Consider the following 17,004-nt stretch of genomic DNA (forward strand, 5'->3'; position numbering starts at 1 on the left):
ACGAGGCTCCCGATCCGGCAGCGCCGGATCTTCGCCTCGTCCAGGGGCAATCAGTTGCGGGGGGGTCAGGCGCCGGCGTAGTGGGCGTCGAGCGCGTCCTTGTAGCGCTCCGACACGACCTTGCGCTTGAGCTTGAGGCTCGGCGTGAGCTCGCCGCTGTCGACGGTGAGGTCCTGGTCGAGGATCGTGAACTTCTTGATCGTCTCCCAGCGGTTGAGGCCGGAGTTGAGCTCGTCGACATATCCCTGGACCATCTCGTGGGCCGCGTCGGAGGTGACGATCTCGGCGTAGGTGCGGTCGCCCATGCCGTTGGCGGCGGCCCAGCCCTGGATGGCGTCGGGGTCGAGGGTCACGAGGGCCGACACGAAGTTGCGGTCGGCCCCGTGGACGACGAACTGGCTGACGTAGGGGCACATGCCCTTGAACTGCGACTCGATGATCGACGGCGCGACGTACTTGCCACCGGACGTCTTGAAGAGGTCCTTCTTGCGGTCGGTGATCCGCAGGAAGCCACGGTCGTCGAGCTCGCCGATGTCACCGGTGCTGAACCAGCCGTCTGCGTCGAGCACCTCGGCCGTCGCGTCGGGGTTGTTGTGGTAGCCGTCCATGATGCCGTCGCCGCGCAGCAGGACCTCGCCATCCTCGGCGATGCGGACCTCGGTGCCCGGGAGCGGCCAGCCGACCGTGCCGTAGCGGTAGGCCGACGTGCGGTTGACCGTCGTCGCGGCGCAGGACTCGGTGAGCCCGTAACCCTCACCGACGAGCATGCCCATGGAGTCGAACCAGCGGCCGACGTCCTGGTTGAGCGCGGCAGAGCCGGAGATGAAGAGACGGACCCGGCCGCCGAACCGCTCGCGCACCTTGCTCAGGACGAGCTTGTCGGCGAGCGAGTACTTGGTGGCGAGCAGGCCGCTGGGGTCCTTGCCCTCGGCTCGCAGGTCGCTCACCTCGCGCCCGACCCCCTCGGCCCAGCGGAAGAGCTTGAGCTTCACGCCGCCGTCCTCCTCCATCATCATCTGGACCCGGTTGTAGGCCTTCTCGAAGATGCGGGGGGCGGCGCCCATGAACGTGGGCTTCACGACCGCGAGGTTGTCGACGATCTTGTCGATGCGCCCGTCGATGGCGGTGCAGAAGCCGATCTGCAGGGGCAGCGTGAGGAGCAGCTTGCCGAAGACGTGGGCCAGCGGCAGCCAGAGGTACTGGAGGTCGTCGTCGCGCAGGATGCCGATGGAGTCCGTGGCCGCGGCCTCGTAGGTCCACGAGCGGTGGAGCAGGCGCACGCCCTTGGGCCGGCCGGTCGTGCCCGAGGTGTAGATGATCGTCGCGAGGCGGTCAGGGGTGAGCGCGTCGATCCGCTCGTCGATGAGGCCCGGGGTGCGCTCGAGCCCGGAGCGACCGAGCGCGGCGAGTGCGTCGAGGCTGATGACCCAGTCGTCCTCGCCCGAGGCGGCCTCGGCGTCGAACGTCACGACCTTGGTGACACCCGGCACCGAGGCGGCGATGCGGCGGAGCTTGGCGACCTGCTCGGCGTCCTCGGCGAAGACGACCTTGCTCTGCGAGTCGGCGAGGATGAACGCGACGTCGTCGTCGATCGTCGTCGGGTAGATCGTCGTGGTGACACCACCGGCGACCATGACGGCGAGGTCCGCCAAGGCCCACTCGTAGCGGGTGGCCGACGCCAGAGCCACACGGTCCTCGGGACCGACGCCGAGGGCGACGAGACCGGCGCCGATGGCGTCGATCCTCGTCTTCGCCTCGGCCCAGGTCACGGTGAGCCACTCGTCCCCACCCGGGGCGACCTTGGCGTACATGAAGGCGGGAGAGTCAGGTGTCTTGGCGACGCGCTGGCGGAAGAGGTGGCCGACGCTGGCGGCGCGCTCCTCGATCAGGCGGTGGTCGACGGCCTCGTCGGCCGGGCGGTGGGTCTGCGGGGTCGCTGAAGGCATCGGGGTTCCTCGTCATTGGGGAGCTCGTGGCGCGAATGCTGCCACAGCGAGCGGCCCTCCGAGAGTGCCTCGGGCCAAACGTGACCGACGAGTAATAGGAGGCGACGTCAGACGCGGTCCCGGTGCGCCGCGGCATACGCCGCATTGACGACACCGACGGCGAGCCAGGAGGCGAACATCGAGGACCCCCCGTAGGACACGAACGGCAGCGGCAGCCCGGTGACCGGCATGACCCCGAGGTTCATGCCGACGTTCTGGAAGACCTGGAACGCGAGCCACGTCCCGACCCCCACGCCGACGAACCGGCCGAAGGCGTCTCCCGACCGTCCGGCGACGACGAAGATGCGGATGACGATGAACGCGAGCAGGACGAGCAGCCCCGCGGCGCCGACGTAGCCGAGCTCCTCCCCCGCGACCGAGAAGATGAAGTCGTTGAGCTGGTAGGGCACGAACCCGCCCTGCGTCTGCCGTCCCTCCATGAAGCCCTGCCCGCCCCACCCGCCGGAGCCGATCGCGAGCCGCACCTGGCGGGTCTGGTAGCCGATGCCCTGCGGGTCCGCGCTCGGGTCGGCGAACGCGAGCAGCCGGTCGCGCTGGTAGTCGCTGAGCAGGGGTGTCGTGAGCGCGGCGACAACGAGGCCGACGGCCGCGACCCCGATGCCGACGACCCAGCGCCGGGGAGCACCGGCGACGGCGATGACGACGAACGCGAGGGCACCGAGGACCACGGCCGAGCCGAGGTCGGGCTGGAGCATGATGAGCGCCACCGGGACGGCGGCGAGCAGCCAGCCGAGCGCCACGTCACGGTTGCTCGGCGCGACCCGGCGCTCCCACCGGTCGGCGAGGACGAACGCGAGGACGAGCGCCAGCCCGAGCTTGGCGAACTCCGAGGGCTGCACGGTGAATCCCGCGACGACGGGGATCCACGAGCGCGAGCCGTTGATCGTCGTCCCGAGCGGGGTGAGCACCGCGACGAGCCCGACGAGCGAGAGCCCGTAGAGCCACGGCGCGACGAGTCGCAGCCCCTGGTGGCCGAGCCGCGCGACCCCCAGCGCGAGCGCGATGCCGATCGCGGTGTTGAGCAGGTGACGGACGAGGTATGCCGTCCCCGCCGTCTCGTGCGTCGCGGACCAGACGAGGAGCGCGCCGACGACCGAGGTCCCGACGGCCCCGACGAGGAGGCCGAGGTCCTGGCGGAGCCAGCGGCTCAGGAGTGGACGATCTGGGTGAGCACCGTGCGGCACTGCTCGACGTCCTTGGCCATGGCGACGAGGAGGTCGTCGATGCTCTCGAAGCGCAGGGTCGGGCGGATGTGCTCGACGAACTCGACCATCACCCGCTCGTCGTAGAGGTCGAGGTCGTCGCGGTCGAGGACGTAGGCCTCGACCGTTCGCCGGTCCTCAGTGTCGAAGGTCGGGTTGGTGCCGATCGAGATGGCTGCCGGCATCGTGCGGTCGGGCTCGCCGGCCTCGAGGTCGAGCCGGGTCAACCACCCGGCGTAGACGCCCTCGGCGGGCACGAGCCCCAGCGAGTCGGGTGAGAGGTTGGCGGTCGGGTAGCCGAGCTCGCGGCCGCGGTGGTGACCGTGGACGACCGTGCCGACGACCCGGTGCGGGCGCCCGAGGGTGCGGGCCGCCGCGGCCACGTCACCGGCGTCGAGCGCCTGACGCACGGAGGTGGAGGACCAGCGGTGCCCGTCACCGACGTCCTCGACGACGACGACCTCGAAGCCGTGGACCGACCCGAGCTGGCGCAGCGTCTCGACGTCGCCCGAGTTGCGGTAGCCGAACTTGGTGTCGGCACCGACGACGACGGCCCTGGCCTGCAGACCCTCGACGAAGGTCGTCCGCACGAACTCCTCCGGCGACTGCTGCGCGAGCTCCGTGGTGAACGGCAGGACGAGCAGGCCGTCGATGCCGGTCGTCTCGAGGAGGTCGTCGCGGATCGACCCCGGCGAGATGAGCTGGGGCGCGCGCTCGGGGTGGAGCACGGCGAGCGGGTGCGGGTCGAACGTCACCGCGACCGCGGGGAGACCGTGGTCGTGACCGGTCTCGACGAGCTGGGTGAGCACCGCCTTGTGCCCGCGGTGGACGCCGTCGAAGTTGCCGAGGGTGACGACGCACGGGCGCAGCTCATCGGGTGTGGCTGCGGGGTCGGTGAAGCGGTGCACGGTGGACACTCTACGAACTCGCCGGGGCGAACACGACGTGACTCCGCGCTGTGTCCTTGCTCTCGTCGAGCATCGCGACGAGCACGCCGTCCGGGCCGAACGCGGCCACCGGCTCGGTGCGCCCCGGCTCGGCGGACGGCAACCGTTGGCCGTAACCGAGGGTGCGTGCCTCGTCGGCGGTGAGCTCGCGCGCCGCGAAGCCGGCACGGGCAGCCTGGGCCAGCGGGATGACGGGCATCGCCTCACCCTGGCGGGCCTCGAGGTCGGCCAGCGGGTGGGCCGTGCCGAGGCCGAATCCACCGACGCGGGTGCGGCGCAGCGCCGTGAGGTGGCCGGCCGATCCGAGGGCGCCGCCGAGGTCACGGGCCAGGGCCCGGACGTAGGTCCCCGACGAGACGGTCACGGTGACGTCGACGTCGACGACGGGCACGCCGTCGACGTCGCTGCGGCGCAGGTCGTGGATGGCGAACTGCGAGACCGTCACCGGCCGCGCCGGGAGGTCGACCGACTCCCCCGCCCGGGCCCGGTGGTAGGACCGCTCGCCCTTGACCTTGATGGCGCTCACCGAGCTGGGCACCTGCTCGATGTCACCGGTGAGCCTCGCGACGGCGGCGTGCACGGCCTCGTCAGTGACGTCTCCTGCGCCGGGTGCGCTCGTCATCTCGCCCTCGGCGTCGTCGGTGAGCGTGCCCTGGCCGAGCCGGATCGTCGCGTCGTAGTCCTTGTCGCACCCGACGAGGAAGGTGAGCAGCTTGGTGGCCCGACCCACGCCGAGCACGAGGACACCCGTGGCCATCGGGTCGAGGGTGCCGGCGTGACCGACCTTGCGGGTTGAGCAGAGCCGCCGGGCCCGGGCGACGACGTCGTGGCTCGTCCAGTCCTGCGGCTTGTCGACGACGAGGAGGCCGTCGACGCTCGCGCTCACGCGCGGCCGGTGTCGTCGGCGCCGCCGGCGCCCTCGGTGGCAGCTGCGGCGCCGCCCGTGGCCGGGGACGTGGCACCCGTGGCCGGAGCGTCGTCCCCCTCCTCCTCCTCGGCGTCGGCGTCGTCGTCGTCGCGGCGGTAGGGGTCGGCCTCGCCGGCGTAGGTCGCGCCGGAGGCCGCTGCGGCGACCTGGGCGTCACGTTCGCGCGCCTCGGCGAGGAGCACCTCGAGGTGGGCCGCGGTCTCGGGAATCGCGTCGGCGATGAACTCGAGCGAGGGCGTGAGCCGGATGCCGAGGTTGCGGCCGACGTGGCTGCGCAGCTTGCCCTTGTTGGCGGCGAGCAGCTCGGCGGTCTTGGCCCGCTGCGCGTCGTCACCGAACACGGTGTAGAACACCGACGCGTGCTGGAGGTCGTTGGTCACCCGCACGTCGGTGACCGTCACGAAGCCCAGGTCCGGGTCCTTGACGATCGGGTCGAGCCCTGCGGCGATGAGGGTCTTGATGCGGTCGGCGACCTTGCGGGCGCGTGCGGCGTCAGCCACGACAACTCCTTCTGCGATGACAGTGGTGCCCGCACACACTATGCGCCCGCGGAGCCCCCGGTGTCAGTGCCCGGCCGTCGGCGGCGCAGACCTGCACCAGCGGCGTCCCCATGCCTGCGCCCCCGGCCACGATCTGCGCCGGTGACCGAGGGTGAACCGATCCCGGGAACGTGAGCGGCCGGCATACCGAAGATGTCGGTATGCCGGCCGCTCACGTCAGGAGAGACGCCTCAGACACTCAGGCCCGCGGCTTCTCTCGCATCTCGTAGGTGGCGATGAGGTCGCCGAGCTGCAGGTCGTTGAACGAGCCGAGGTTGATACCGCACTCGAAGCCCTCACGGACCTCGGTGACGTCATCCTTGAACCGGCGCAGGCCGGCGATCTCGACGCTCTCGGACACGACGACACCGTCACGCGTGATGCGTGCCTTGGTACCGCGCTTGATCTCGCCGCTGCGGACGATCGAGCCGGCGATGTTGCCGAACTTGCTCGAGCGGAAGATCTCGCGGATTTCGGCGGTGCCGAGTTCGACCTCTTCGTACTCGGGCTTGAGCATGCCCTTGAGGGACTGCTCGATCTCCTCGATGGCCTGGTAGATCACCGAGTAGTAGCGGATCTCGACGCCCTCGCGCTCGGCGTAGTCAGCGTTCTGGCCCTCGGCCCGGACGTTGAAGCCGATGATGATCGCGTTGGACGCGACCGCGAGGTTGATGTTGTTCATCGTGATCGCACCGACGCCGCGGTCGATGATGCGCAGGTCCACGTCGTCGCCGACGTCGATCTGGAGCAGCGCGTCCTCGAGGGCCTCGACGGAACCCGACACGTCACCCTTGAGGATGAGGTTGAGGGTGTCGACCTTGCCCTGCGCGATCGCCTCGTTGAGGTCCTCGAGCGAGATGCGCTTGCGGGCCTTGGCCAGGCTGGCCTGGCGGTCGGCCGACTCGCGACGCTCCGCGATCTGGCGTGCGGTGCGGTCGTCCGGTGCGACGACGAACGTGTCGCCGGCGCGCGGGACGGACGAGAGTCCGAGCACCTGGACCGGGCGGGACGGACCCGCCTCCTCGACGTTGGCGCCGTGCTCGTCGAGCATGGCGCGCACGCGGCCGTAGGAGCTGCCCGTGACGATGGCGTCTCCGACCCGGAGCGTTCCGGACTGGATGAGCACCGTCGCGGTCGCGCCACGACCCTTGTCGAGGTTGGCCTCGATCGCGACACCACGGGCGTCGCGGTCGGGGTTGGCCCGCAGGTCGAGAGCGGCGTCGGCGGTGAGCAGCACGGCCTCGAGCAGCGAGTCGATGTTCTGACCCTGCTTCGCGGACACGTCGACGAACATCGTCTCGCCGCCGTACTCCTCGGCGACGAGGTTGTACTCGGTGAGCTGCTGACGGATCTTGGACGGGTTGGCGCCCTCGACGTCGATCTTGTTGACCGCGACGACGATCGGGACGTCGGCCGCCTGGGCGTGGTTGAGCGCCTCGATGGTCTGCGGCATGACGCCGTCGTCGGCGGCGACGACGAGGATCGCGATGTCGGTCACCTTGGCACCACGGGCACGCATGGCGGTGAACGCCTCGTGACCCGGGGTGTCGATGAAGGTGATCGGACGGTCGACGCCCTCGTGCTCCTTGTGGATCTGGTAGGCACCGATGTGCTGGGTGATGCCACCGGCCTCGTCACCCGCGACGTTCTCGTTGCGGATGGCGTCGAGGAGGCGCGTCTTTCCGTGGTCGACGTGACCCATGACGGTGACGACCGGCGGGCGGGCCGCGAGGTCGTCCTCGTCCTCGGAGTCGACACCGATGTCGAGGTTGATGTCGAAGGAGTCGAAGAGCTCGCGCTCCTCCTCCTCCGGCGAGACCATCCGGATGTCGTAGCCGAGCTCGGAGCCGAGCAGCTTGAAGGTGTCCTCGTCGAGGCTCTGCGTGGCGGTCGCCATCTCACCGAGGTGGAACATCACCGTGACGAGCGACGCCGGGTTGGCGTTGATCTTGTCGGCGAAGTCGGTGAGGGAGGCACCCTGGCGCACCTGGATGACGGTCGAACCGTCACCGCGGGGCACGCTCACGCCGCCGATCGACGGCGCCTGCATCTCCTCGAACTCCTGGCGCTTCGCGCGCTTGGACTTGCGGGCGCGGCCGGGACGGCCACCACCGCGACCGAAGGCACCAGCGGTCGAGCCGCGACCGGCCCCACCGCGGAAGCCACCGCCACCGGGACGACCGGCGAAGCCACCCGGACCGCCACCACCGGGACGACCGCCGCCACCGGCGCCGGGACGGCCACCACGGCCGCCGGCACCACCGGGACGCTCGCCCGGTCGCGCGACGGCGCTCGAGCTCGGCATCATGCCGGGGCTGGGACGGGGACCACCGGGACGCGGGCCGGCAGCACCGGCACCGGCGCCGCCGGGACGGGGCGCGCTGCGCGGACGCGGCATGCCCTGGCTGGACGCGAACGGGTTGTTGCCGGGACGGGCGGCGCCGCCGCCCTCACGACCGGCCTCGCGGCCACCCTCACGACCTGCGTCGCGACCGCCGTCGCGGCCCTGGCGCATGCCCTGGCTCGGGGCGAACGGGTTGTTGCCGGGACGCGGGGTGCCTGCGCCGGGGCGCGGGGCACCGGGGCGTGCGCCACCGGACTCGGGGGCCGACGGGGTCGCCTTCGCTGCCGGGGCAGCGGGGGCGGGAGCCGACGGGGTCGCCTTGGCGGCCGGGGCCGCGGGGGCGGGCGCTGCCGGCGCGGGAGCCGACGGAGCCGGGGCCGCAGGGGCCGGGGCGGCCTTCGCGGCGGGGGCCGGGGCCTCGGCGGGGGCCGCGGGGGCAGCCGGAGCCTTGGGACCGGGGGTCGCCGACGGGGCCGACGGAGCCGCACCAGCGGGACCGGCGGGCTTGGCGGGTGCCTTCTTGGCGGCCGGCTTGGCTGCCTCGGCGGGTGCCGTCTTCTCGACGGGGAACTTTTCCTGGTACCGGCGCACGACCGGTGCCTCGACGGTGGAGGACGCCGACTTGACGTACTCCCCCATGTCGTTGAGGCGCTCGAGGAGGACCTTGCTGGTCACTCCGACTTCCTTGGCGAGTGCGCTGACGCGAACCTTGGCCACGTTTCTCCTTCATCTGGTCCGTGACCTGACGAAGGGCAGGCGCGGACCGCTAGTACTGGGGGGAGCTCATTACTGAGCGCTCATCGGATGCTCATCGGGTGCTCATCAGTGTCAAACCACTCTCTGGTCAGAGCTACGGTCGGTTTCGCTGGATGCTTGCGGTGATCTGCTCGTGTGCGGCGACCCACTCCGCCACGGCGCTGGTGTCCAGGGGCCCGCTGACTCGCAGCGCACGCCCGAACGCCCGTCGTCGGACGGCGAGGTCGAAACACTCTCCGGTGGGGTGCAGCCATGCGCCACGCCCCGGGAGACATCGTCGTAGGTCGAGGACGAGGTCCCCTGCACCTCCGGCGACCACTCGCAGGAGTGCCGACCGGCTATCCGTCACACGGCATCCCACACAGGTGCGCATCGGGCCCGTCACTGCTGACGTATGCCGTGTGCCCGCCTTGGCGTGCGATGTCCGAGTCCGGAGTCCAGCCCGGTCGGTCCCACCCATGTTAGCGCCTAGCGGGGGTCGGACGCGTCACCGGACGCCCCCGATGCCCGCCCGGCGCCCTCACGGGGCGGTGCCGAGCCCGGGTTGTCGGACCGGATGTCGATCCGCCAGCCGGTGAGCTTGGCGGCGAGGCGGGCGTTCTGGCCCTCGCGGCCGATGGCGAGCGAGAGCTGGTAGTCCGGGACGACGACGCGGGCCGCACGCAGGGTGCGGTCGACGATCTCGACGGACTGGACCCGCGAGGGGCTCAGGGCGGCAGCGATGAAGGTCGCCGGGTCCTCGCTGTAGTCGACGATGTCGATCTTCTCGCCGTGCAGCTCGGCCATGACCGCACGCACGCGCGCACCCATGGGGCCGATGCAGGCGCCCTTGGCGTTGAGGCCCGCGACCTTGGTGTGGACGGCGATCTTGGTGCGGTGACCGGACTCGCGGGCGAGCGCGGCGATCTCGACGCTGCCGTCGGCGATCTCGGGGACCTCGAGGGCGAAGAGCTTGCGCACGAGGTTGGGGTGCGTTCGGGACAGCCCGATCTGGGGGCCGCGCATGCCGCGCTTGACGCTCACGACGTAGGTGCGCAGCCGCTGCCCGTGGACGTACTTCTCGCCGGGGACCTGCTCGGCGAGCGGCAGGATGCCCTCGACCGTGCCGAAGTCCACCGTGACGTGCCGGGGGTCCGGGCTCTGCTGGATGATCCCGGCGACGATGTCGCCCTCGCGGCCCTTGAAGTCGCCCATGATCGCGTCGTCCTCGATGTCGCGCAGGCGCTGGACGATGACCTGGCGGGCCGTGGCGGCGGCGACGCGACCGAAGTCACGGGGGGTGTCGTCGAACTCGGGGCCGTACTCCCGGCGGGTACGCGGGCGGGCCGGCTCCTCACTGCTTGCGTCTGCGCTTCCGGCGGCTAGAGCAGCCGAATCCGCAGACGCTGCGTTGGGGTCGCCGTCGGCGGCGGCGTCATCGGTGGCGGTGGCGTCGGTGGCGGCGGCGTCGGTGGGGGCGGTGCCGGCGGTGGGGGCGGTGCCCTCACCCTCTGCGTCTGCGCTTTCGGTCGCTAGAGCAGCCGAATCCGCAGACGCTGGAGCGGGGGCGTCGGTGGGGGCCGTGGTGGGCTCGTCCTCGACCGGGACCTCGAACTCCTCGCGGGCCCAGATCGTCACGTGACCGGTCTTGCGGTCGAGCTCGGCGCGGGCGCTGCGGTAGGCGCCGTCGGTCCGCTGGTAGGCGAGCAGGAGCGCCTGCTCGATGGCGGGGATGAGCACGTCGAGCGAGATGTCGCGCTCTCGCTCGACACCCCTGAGGACGGCGAGGTCGATGTCCATGGTCAGTTCTCCTTGTCGACCGACGCGTCGGCGTCGTCATGGTCTGCGGCGGCGGCCGGGGGCGTGTCGTCCTTACGCGAGAACTCGACCTGCACCTCGGCACGGTCGAGGACGGCATACGGGAAGGTCTCGTCGCGGGCGGGCGTCTTCTTGACCGCCGGGATCGTGAGGGTGAGGTCGTCGAGGCCGGCGCGGACGATGCGGCCGGTCACGGGAGCGCCGTCGCGCACGTCGAGCGTCACGAGCCGGCCGACGTTGCGCTGGAAGTGGCGCGGCATGGTGAGCGGGCGCGAGACGCCGGGCGAGGTGACCTCGAGGGTGTAGGGCTGCTCGCCCAGCACGTCGGAGTCGTCGAGCACGTCGCTGACTGCGCGGGTCGTGTCGGCGATCTCGTCGAGGGAGAGCGAGTCCACCGGCTCGGTGACGTCGCCCCCGGCCTCGAGCTCGCGGTCGACGACGACCCTCACGACCCGCCGCCGCCCGGCAGGCGTGACGACGACCTCCTCGAGGACGACTCCTGAACCCTCCAGCGCGCTGGCGAGCAGCTCGTGCACTGCGGTGTCTCGGGTCATCGGTCTCCCTCTCTGTAGTTCTCGGGCCGCGTCCTGCACCTGCGGCGTCGCCCACTCTAGCCGTGCGCCGTGGGAGCTCTCCACGCGTGCGAGGATGCCGACATGCGTGACGTGACACCGTCGGCCACGACCCCGACCCGACGCCTCGTCACCGCAGGAGCGCTGGGGACGGTCCTCCTGGCGCTCACGGGGTGCGGGATCCGGCTCGAGGACGACGCGCCGCGCGTGCCGCTCGTCCCGACGCGCGAGCCGATCGAGGCGGAGGACGCGCTGCTCCGGCTCCTCGCGGCCGTCCAGTCGGCTGCAGTCGCTCCGTTCGCGGCCGACCCGCTCGCTGCGCTGTTGCCCACCCTGCACGCCCGCCAGGCGACGGTGCTCCACGATGCGCTGCGCCAGCGCGGTGTGCCAGAGTCCGCACTGCCGTCGGCCTCCCCGTCAGCCTCGGGGACGCGCACGGGAGCGGCGCCGGGCGCGACGGCGTCGCCGAGTTCGTCCGCCTCACCGCGCGCGACCGTGGCACGACGCACCGTGAGCGACGTCGAGTCGTCCGTCCTCGCCGCGGCCCCCGGGCTCGAGGGCGCCGAGGCCGACCTGCGCCCGGCGCTCGTCGCCCTCCTCGGTCAGGTCCACGCGGCGTCCCTGCTCTCACCGGCAGCGGCCGAGGTCGACTCAGCCGGTGCGGCGAGCCCTACCCCGACCGCCACTCCCTCGCCCACACCGAGCACACCATCGGTGTGGTCGACTCCGGCGTTGCTCGCGCCGCTCGTCACCGCCACGCGACGGGCGACCTTCCTCCTCGAGGTCGCCGCGGCGCGGTCCCCGAAGGTGGTCCGGGCTGCGTGGCTGAGCGACATCGACGACCTCGGGGCACTGACCGCTGACCTCGTCACGGCGGCAGGTGACGCCGCTCCCCCGCCCGATCTGGGCCAGACCCTCCCCCGGCCCGTCACGACCCCCGCCGAGGCCAGGACGCTCGCAGCGGAGGCGATGACGACCCTGCTCGCCTCCACAGGGGGTGCGCTGCGGGGACTCACCGACGCCGAGCCGGACACCGCCTTCGCGGTCGTCCCCGGCTGGCTCGGCACCGTCGCCGCTGCGGCGCACCGGCACGGCACACGGCTCACGGCGTTCCCGGGACTCGCGTGACCGACGGGGCGGAGCCCGACGCCCGGGACCCGCGCGCCCCGGCGGAATGGCTCACGTGGATGAGCCGGCTCCCGGCCGAGGGTGGCCCCACCGGTGCCGACTGGGTCGCCACCGTGGACCGGCTCGCCCGGGAGTGCCTCGACGCGTGGGACCTCGAGGTGACGGGTGCTCCGATGACCGGCTGGACCGCCGTCGTGCACCCGGTCGTGCGCCGCGACGGCACGGGTGGGCCGCTCGTGCTCAAGGTCGGCTGGCCGCACGTCGAGTCGGCTCAGGAGCACCTGGCCCTGCGGGCGTGGGACGGGCGCGGCGCCGTGCGGCTCGTCGCAGCCGACCCGTCCCGGGGGGCACTGCTTCTCGAGCAGCTCGACGCCGCACGGGACCTCGAGGGCGTCGACATCGACGAGGCCTGCGCGGTGGTGGGCGGGCTCTACCGCGAGCTGCACGTCCCCGCCCCGCCGACGATCCGGACGCTCACGGCATACCTCGATCCGTACCTCACCCAGCTGAGGCAGCGCACGGACCTGCCCCGACGGGTCATCACGCGGGTGACCGGGCTCGCGCGTGACCTGCTCGCGGAGCCCGGGCCGCGGGTGCTGCTCCACACCGACCTGCACTTCGAGAACGTTCTCGCCGCCGAGCGCGCCCCGTGGCTGGCGATCGACCCGAAGCCGTTGGCCGGGCCTGCGGCCTACGAGCTGCATCCTTTGCTGCGCAACCGGATCGAGGAGATGGGGACGGGGTCATCGTTGCGCTGGTCGGTCCGGCGACGGCTCGAGGTGACCTGCGAGGCTGCAGGTCTCGACGAGGAGCTCGGACGCCTGTGGTGCATGGTCCGCTGCGGTGTCGAGATCCTCTGGGCCGCCGTCGACGGTGACGACGCGGAGCTCTCCAAGAACCTCACCCTGCTCAAGGCGCTCGAGGACTGAGCCACTGGCGGTGCCGGGTCAGCTGCGCCAGCCGTACTCGACCTCGGGACGCCCGGCCCCGGCGTAGCGGGACCGGCGGGTCGCCACCCCGCTCTCGTGCAGGTGCTCGAGGAACCGCCGCGCGGTCACCCGGCTCACCCCGAGCTCGGCCGCCAGCTCGCTGGCCGACATCGCCTGCGGTGCCTCGCGCAGCGCGGCCACGACCCTGACCATGAGCTCCTCGGACATGCCCTTGGGCAGGCTCGCCGCACGGCCCGTGGGGCGTGCCGCGGCGAACACGGCGTCGACCTCCGCCTGGCTCCCCACCTCGGCCGCGGCGCGGTGGGTCTCGCGGTAGTCGAGGTAGGCGCTCAGCCGGTCTCGCAGGGTGGCGAAGGCGAACGGTTTGAGGACGTACTGGACGACCCCGAGCGAGACGGCCGAGCGCATGATGTCGATGTCGCGGGCCGAGCTCACCGCGATGACGTCGGCCCCGTGCCCGGCGGCGCGCATGGCGCGGACCACGTCGAGGCCGTGCCGGTCGGGCAGGTTCATGTCGAGCAGGACGACGTCGACGTCGCTGCCCTGCAACGCCTTGAGCGCCTCCTGCCCGGTCGTCGCGACGGCTGCGACGACGAAACCGGGCACCCTCCCGACGTAGGTGGCGTGAGCCTCGGCGGCCACGGGTTCGTCCTCGACGACGAGGACTCGCAGGGGCTCAGTCATCGCGCACCGCCGACGGGCTGCGGAGCGGGAGGCTCACGACGAACCTGGCGCCGGGCGGGCCGGTGACCTCGAGCGAGCCACCGAGCCGGTCGATCGTCTGGGCGACCAGCGCGAGGCCGATCCCCCGTCGGCCGGCGCGACCCTCGCCCTTGGTGCTGAAGCCACGGCGGAACACCGAGTCGACCGCCTCCTCGGGCAGGCCCGGGCCGGAGTCTGCGACCTCGAGGACCAGCGTCCCCGCGGCGTCGTCGACACGGGCATCGACATCCACGCGCCGGTCGGCCCCGGGCCTCCCGGTGGTCACGGCGTCGAAGGCGTTGTCGATGAGGTTGCCGACGATGGTGACGACGTCACGCACGGGTACGGCGCCGGTGGGCCACTGCGCGCCCGGCGCGATCCTCAGGTCGATGCCCCGCTCGCTCGCCTGGGCGCTCTTGCCGACGAGCAGGGCCGCGAGCGCCGGTTCGGTGTCGGCGGCGACGACGTCGTCGGTGAGCTGTTGCGTCACGGCGAGCTCGTCGGTCGCGAACTCGAGTGCGCGGTCGACGTGGCCGAGCTCGATGAGCGAGACGATCGTGTGGATCCGGTTGGCCGACTCGTGGGCCTGCGAACGCAGCGCCTCGGTGACACCGCGGGCCGAGTCGAGCTCGCCGGTGAGGTGCTCCAGGTCGGTGCGGTCGCGCAGGGTCGCCACCGTCCCGAGCCGGCGCCCCTCCCACATCGCGGGGGCGGTGCCGAGCACGAGAACCCGTGCCTCCGTGACGTGGAGCTCGTCCTCGCGCCGCACGCCGTCGGACAGGGCGGCCGCCAGACCCGGGCTCAGGCCGAGCTCGCCGAGTGGGCGGCCACTCGCCCCGTCGGGCAGGCCGAGGAGGCGCACGGCCTCGTCGTTGGCGAGCTGGAGCCGTCCGTCCTGGTCGACGAGCAGCAGCCCCTCGGTCACGGCGTGGAGGACGGCGTCGTAGTACTCGTACATCTCCCGCAGCTGCTCCTCCCCCAGCCCGAGCGTCTGCCGGCGCGTGCGCCGCGAGACCAGCCCCGTGCCGAGCCCCGAGAGCAGGGCGGCCGCAGCACCGGCGACGAGCAGGCCGGGGAGCTGCTCGCTCACCGCCTTGGACAGCGCCGTGCGGCGGATCCCCACCGAGACGAGCCCGACGACGGCACCCGACTCGGTCTGGACCGGCACGACGACGCGGCGCGAGGGGCCGAGCGTGCCGGTGTAGTCCTCGACGACCTCGCCGCCACGCACGGCAGCCCGGATGTGCCCCAGGAACGTCTGCCCGACCTGCGCCGGGTCGGGGTGCGAGTAGCGCACGCCCTGCGTGGTCATGACGACGACGAAGTCGGTCCCGGTGCTGCGACGCACGTCCTCGGCGTAGTCCTGCACCGCCGCGGTCGGGGTCGCGGACACGAGCGAGTCGATGACCGACGGCGTCGACGCGACCGTGCGCGCCACCGACATCGCCCGGCTCGTCGCCTCCTGCGTCTGGGCGCGGCGGGCCTGGACGTAGGCCGCCACGAGCCCGACCGAGACCACGAGGAGGGCCACCCCCACCTGGAGCACGAAGGTCTGGGTCGCGACGCTCCACCGCGTCGGTGACCGTCGAGCGCTCACGGAGCCCACCGGCATACGGGCGGGGTGCCGTGGCGGGGCACCGCGCGAGCACGCGCGCAGAACTCAATGAACACAATCGTGACCCTAGCCACCCGGAGGGTCCAGACTCGGGGTCGCCCAGACCCGGGACCGCCGGGCCGCAACCTCTGGAGACCCCCGTGACCGACACCGTCGTCGATCGGCCCGTACGCCGGGACCGTACCCACTGGCTCTACATCGCCGTCATCATCGCCATGGTCCTCGGCATCGCCGTGGGCATCATCGCGCCCGAGTTCGGGGTCAAGCTCAAGTGGCTCGGCACCGCCTTCGTCAACCTCATCAAGATGATGATCAGCCCGATCATCTTCTGCACGATCGTGCTCGGCATCGGCTCTGTCCGGAAGGCCGCGCAGGTCGGCAAGGTCGGTGGGCTCGCGCTCGGCTACTTCCTCACCATGTCGACCGTCGCGCTCGCCGTCGGCCTCCTCGTCGGCAACATCGTCAAGCCGGGTGCCGGGCTGAACCTCACCGACGAGCTGGCCGCGAGCGGGCAGAAGGCCGTCGGCGAGGAGCACGAGACCACCGTCGACTTCATCCTCGGACTCATCCCCGACACCCTCGTGTCGGCGCTCACGTCCGGATCGGTGCTCCAGGCGCTGCTCGTCGCGCTGCTCGTCGGCTTCGCGCTGCAGAAGATGGGCCGGGCGGGCGAGCCCATCCTGGGCGGCATCCGCCACATCGAGCGGCTCGTCTTCCGCCTCATGGCGATGATCATGTATGCCGCGCCCATCGGCGCGTTCGGAGCCATGGCTGCCGTCGTGGGTGCCACGGGCTGGCAGGCCCTCAAGTCGCTGGCGCTCATCATGGTCGCGTTCTACGTGACGTGCTTCCTCTTCGTCTTCGTCATCCTCGGCGCGATCCTCAAGGCCGTCACCGGGGTCAACGTCTTCGCGCTGCTCAAGTACCTTTCGCGCGAGTTCCTCCTCATCCTGTCGACGTCGTCGTCCGAGTCGGCACTCCCCCGCCTCATCGCCAAGATGGAGCACGCCGGCGTCTCCCGTCCGGTCGTGGGCATCACCGTGCCGACGGGCTACTCCTTCAACCTCGACGGCACCGCGATCTATCTCACGATGGCCTCGCTCTTCATCGCCGAGGCGCTCGACAAACCCTTCTCGATCGGCGAGCAGCTGTCGCTGCTCATCTTCATGATCATCGCGTCCAAGGGCGCCGCCGGCGTGACCGGCGCCGGACTGGCGACGCTCGCCGGTGGGCTCCAGTCGCACCGCCCCGACCTCGTCGACGGTGTCGGCTTCATCGTCGGCATCGACCGGATGATGAGCGAGGCGCGAGCGCTGACGAACTTCGCGGGCAACTCGATCGCCACCATCCTCATCGGGCACTGGGTGGGCGAGCTCGACCGGGCGAGGCTCGACCGGGTGCTCGCCGGTGACGACCCCTTCGACGAGTCCTCGATGCTCGACCACGACGGGGACGACGAACCGCGCGACCTCGTCGGGGACCCGCAGTCGCAGACCGTGGGGCACTGACCGTGCACCA

Annotated in this window: 14 protein-coding genes; 3 read left to right on the top strand and 11 right to left on the bottom strand. The window is 71.8% G+C overall.

Features of this window, described 5'->3' with window-relative positions; genetic code table 11:
- Positions 1-65: 65 nt before the first annotated feature.
- The 9 genes from ACSQ11_RS16710 to rimP all read right to left on the bottom strand — a co-directional run bounded on the left by ACSQ11_RS16710 (position 66) and on the right by rimP (position 11,073).
- Positions 66-1,946, bottom strand: a complete 1,881-nt coding sequence (locus ACSQ11_RS16710; protein ID WP_436007595.1) for an AMP-dependent synthetase/ligase — start codon at positions 1,944-1,946, stop codon at positions 66-68.
- A gap of 107 nt (positions 1,947-2,053) precedes the next feature.
- On the bottom strand, positions 2,054-3,190 hold the full coding sequence (gene rodA, locus ACSQ11_RS16715; RefSeq protein ID WP_436007597.1) for a rod shape-determining protein RodA: 1,137 nt from the start codon (positions 3,188-3,190) through the stop codon (positions 2,054-2,056).
- Entirely contained in the window at positions 3,154-4,116 is a 963-nt protein-coding gene (locus ACSQ11_RS16720; RefSeq protein ID WP_436007599.1) for a bifunctional riboflavin kinase/FAD synthetase, read from the bottom strand. Before ACSQ11_RS16720 ends, rodA begins: the two co-directional genes overlap by 37 nt.
- A gap of 10 nt (positions 4,117-4,126) precedes the next feature.
- On the bottom strand, positions 4,127-5,041 hold the full coding sequence (gene truB, locus ACSQ11_RS16725) for a tRNA pseudouridine(55) synthase TruB (protein ID WP_436007601.1): 915 nt from the start codon (positions 5,039-5,041) through the stop codon (positions 4,127-4,129).
- Positions 5,038-5,583, bottom strand: a complete 546-nt coding sequence (rbfA, locus tag ACSQ11_RS16730; RefSeq protein WP_436007603.1) for a 30S ribosome-binding factor RbfA — start codon at positions 5,581-5,583, stop codon at positions 5,038-5,040. The genes truB and rbfA overlap by 4 nt, the downstream gene beginning before the upstream one ends.
- A 238-nt stretch (positions 5,584-5,821) precedes the next feature.
- Entirely contained in the window at positions 5,822-8,683 is a 2,862-nt protein-coding gene (gene infB, locus ACSQ11_RS16735; RefSeq protein ID WP_436007605.1) for a translation initiation factor IF-2, read from the bottom strand.
- Positions 8,684-8,816: 133 nt separating this feature from the next.
- Positions 8,817-9,182 (bottom strand): YlxR family protein, encoded by a 366-nt coding sequence (locus ACSQ11_RS16740; RefSeq protein WP_436007607.1) that lies wholly within the window; start codon positions 9,180-9,182, stop codon positions 8,817-8,819.
- An 8-nt stretch (positions 9,183-9,190) separates the two neighbouring features.
- Positions 9,191-10,501 (bottom strand): transcription termination factor NusA, encoded by a 1,311-nt coding sequence (gene nusA / locus ACSQ11_RS16745; protein WP_436007609.1) that lies wholly within the window; start codon positions 10,499-10,501, stop codon positions 9,191-9,193.
- Positions 10,502-10,503: 2 nt separating this feature from the next.
- On the bottom strand, positions 10,504-11,073 hold the full coding sequence (gene rimP / locus ACSQ11_RS16750) for a ribosome maturation factor RimP (protein ID WP_436007611.1): 570 nt from the start codon (positions 11,071-11,073) through the stop codon (positions 10,504-10,506).
- A 102-nt stretch (positions 11,074-11,175) separates the two neighbouring features.
- On the opposite strand from rimP, the gene ACSQ11_RS16755 reads away from it, so the two are divergent.
- Both ACSQ11_RS16755 and ACSQ11_RS16760 read left to right on the top strand, forming a co-directional pair.
- Positions 11,176-12,219, top strand: a complete 1,044-nt coding sequence (locus ACSQ11_RS16755) for a hypothetical protein (RefSeq protein ID WP_436007613.1) — start codon at positions 11,176-11,178, stop codon at positions 12,217-12,219.
- A 59-nt stretch (positions 12,220-12,278) separates the two neighbouring features.
- The gene (locus tag ACSQ11_RS16760; RefSeq protein WP_436007615.1) at positions 12,279-13,148 is read left to right on the top strand and encodes an aminoglycoside phosphotransferase family protein; all 870 of its coding nucleotides are present in this window, start codon (positions 12,279-12,281) and stop codon (positions 13,146-13,148) included.
- Positions 13,149-13,166: 18 nt separating this feature from the next.
- Here ACSQ11_RS16760 and ACSQ11_RS16765 read toward each other — a convergent pair whose 3' ends face one another.
- Entirely contained in the window at positions 13,167-13,853 is a 687-nt protein-coding gene (locus tag ACSQ11_RS16765) for a response regulator (protein WP_436007617.1), read from the bottom strand.
- The gene (locus ACSQ11_RS16770; protein WP_436007619.1) at positions 13,846-15,468 is read right to left on the bottom strand and encodes a sensor histidine kinase; all 1,623 of its coding nucleotides are present in this window, start codon (positions 15,466-15,468) and stop codon (positions 13,846-13,848) included. The genes ACSQ11_RS16765 and ACSQ11_RS16770 overlap by 8 nt, the downstream gene beginning before the upstream one ends.
- A 158-nt stretch (positions 15,469-15,626) precedes the next feature.
- Between ACSQ11_RS16770 and ACSQ11_RS16775 the strand changes: the two genes are divergently transcribed.
- A complete protein-coding gene (locus ACSQ11_RS16775) occupies positions 15,627-16,994 on the top strand; it encodes a cation:dicarboxylate symporter family transporter (protein ID WP_436007621.1) in 1,368 nt (455 codons plus the stop codon).
- Positions 16,995-17,004: the final 10 nt, after the last annotated feature.

The organism is Knoellia sp. LjRoot47 (assembly GCF_964253435.1).
GTDB lineage: Bacteria > Actinomycetota > Actinomycetes > Actinomycetales > Dermatophilaceae > Knoellia.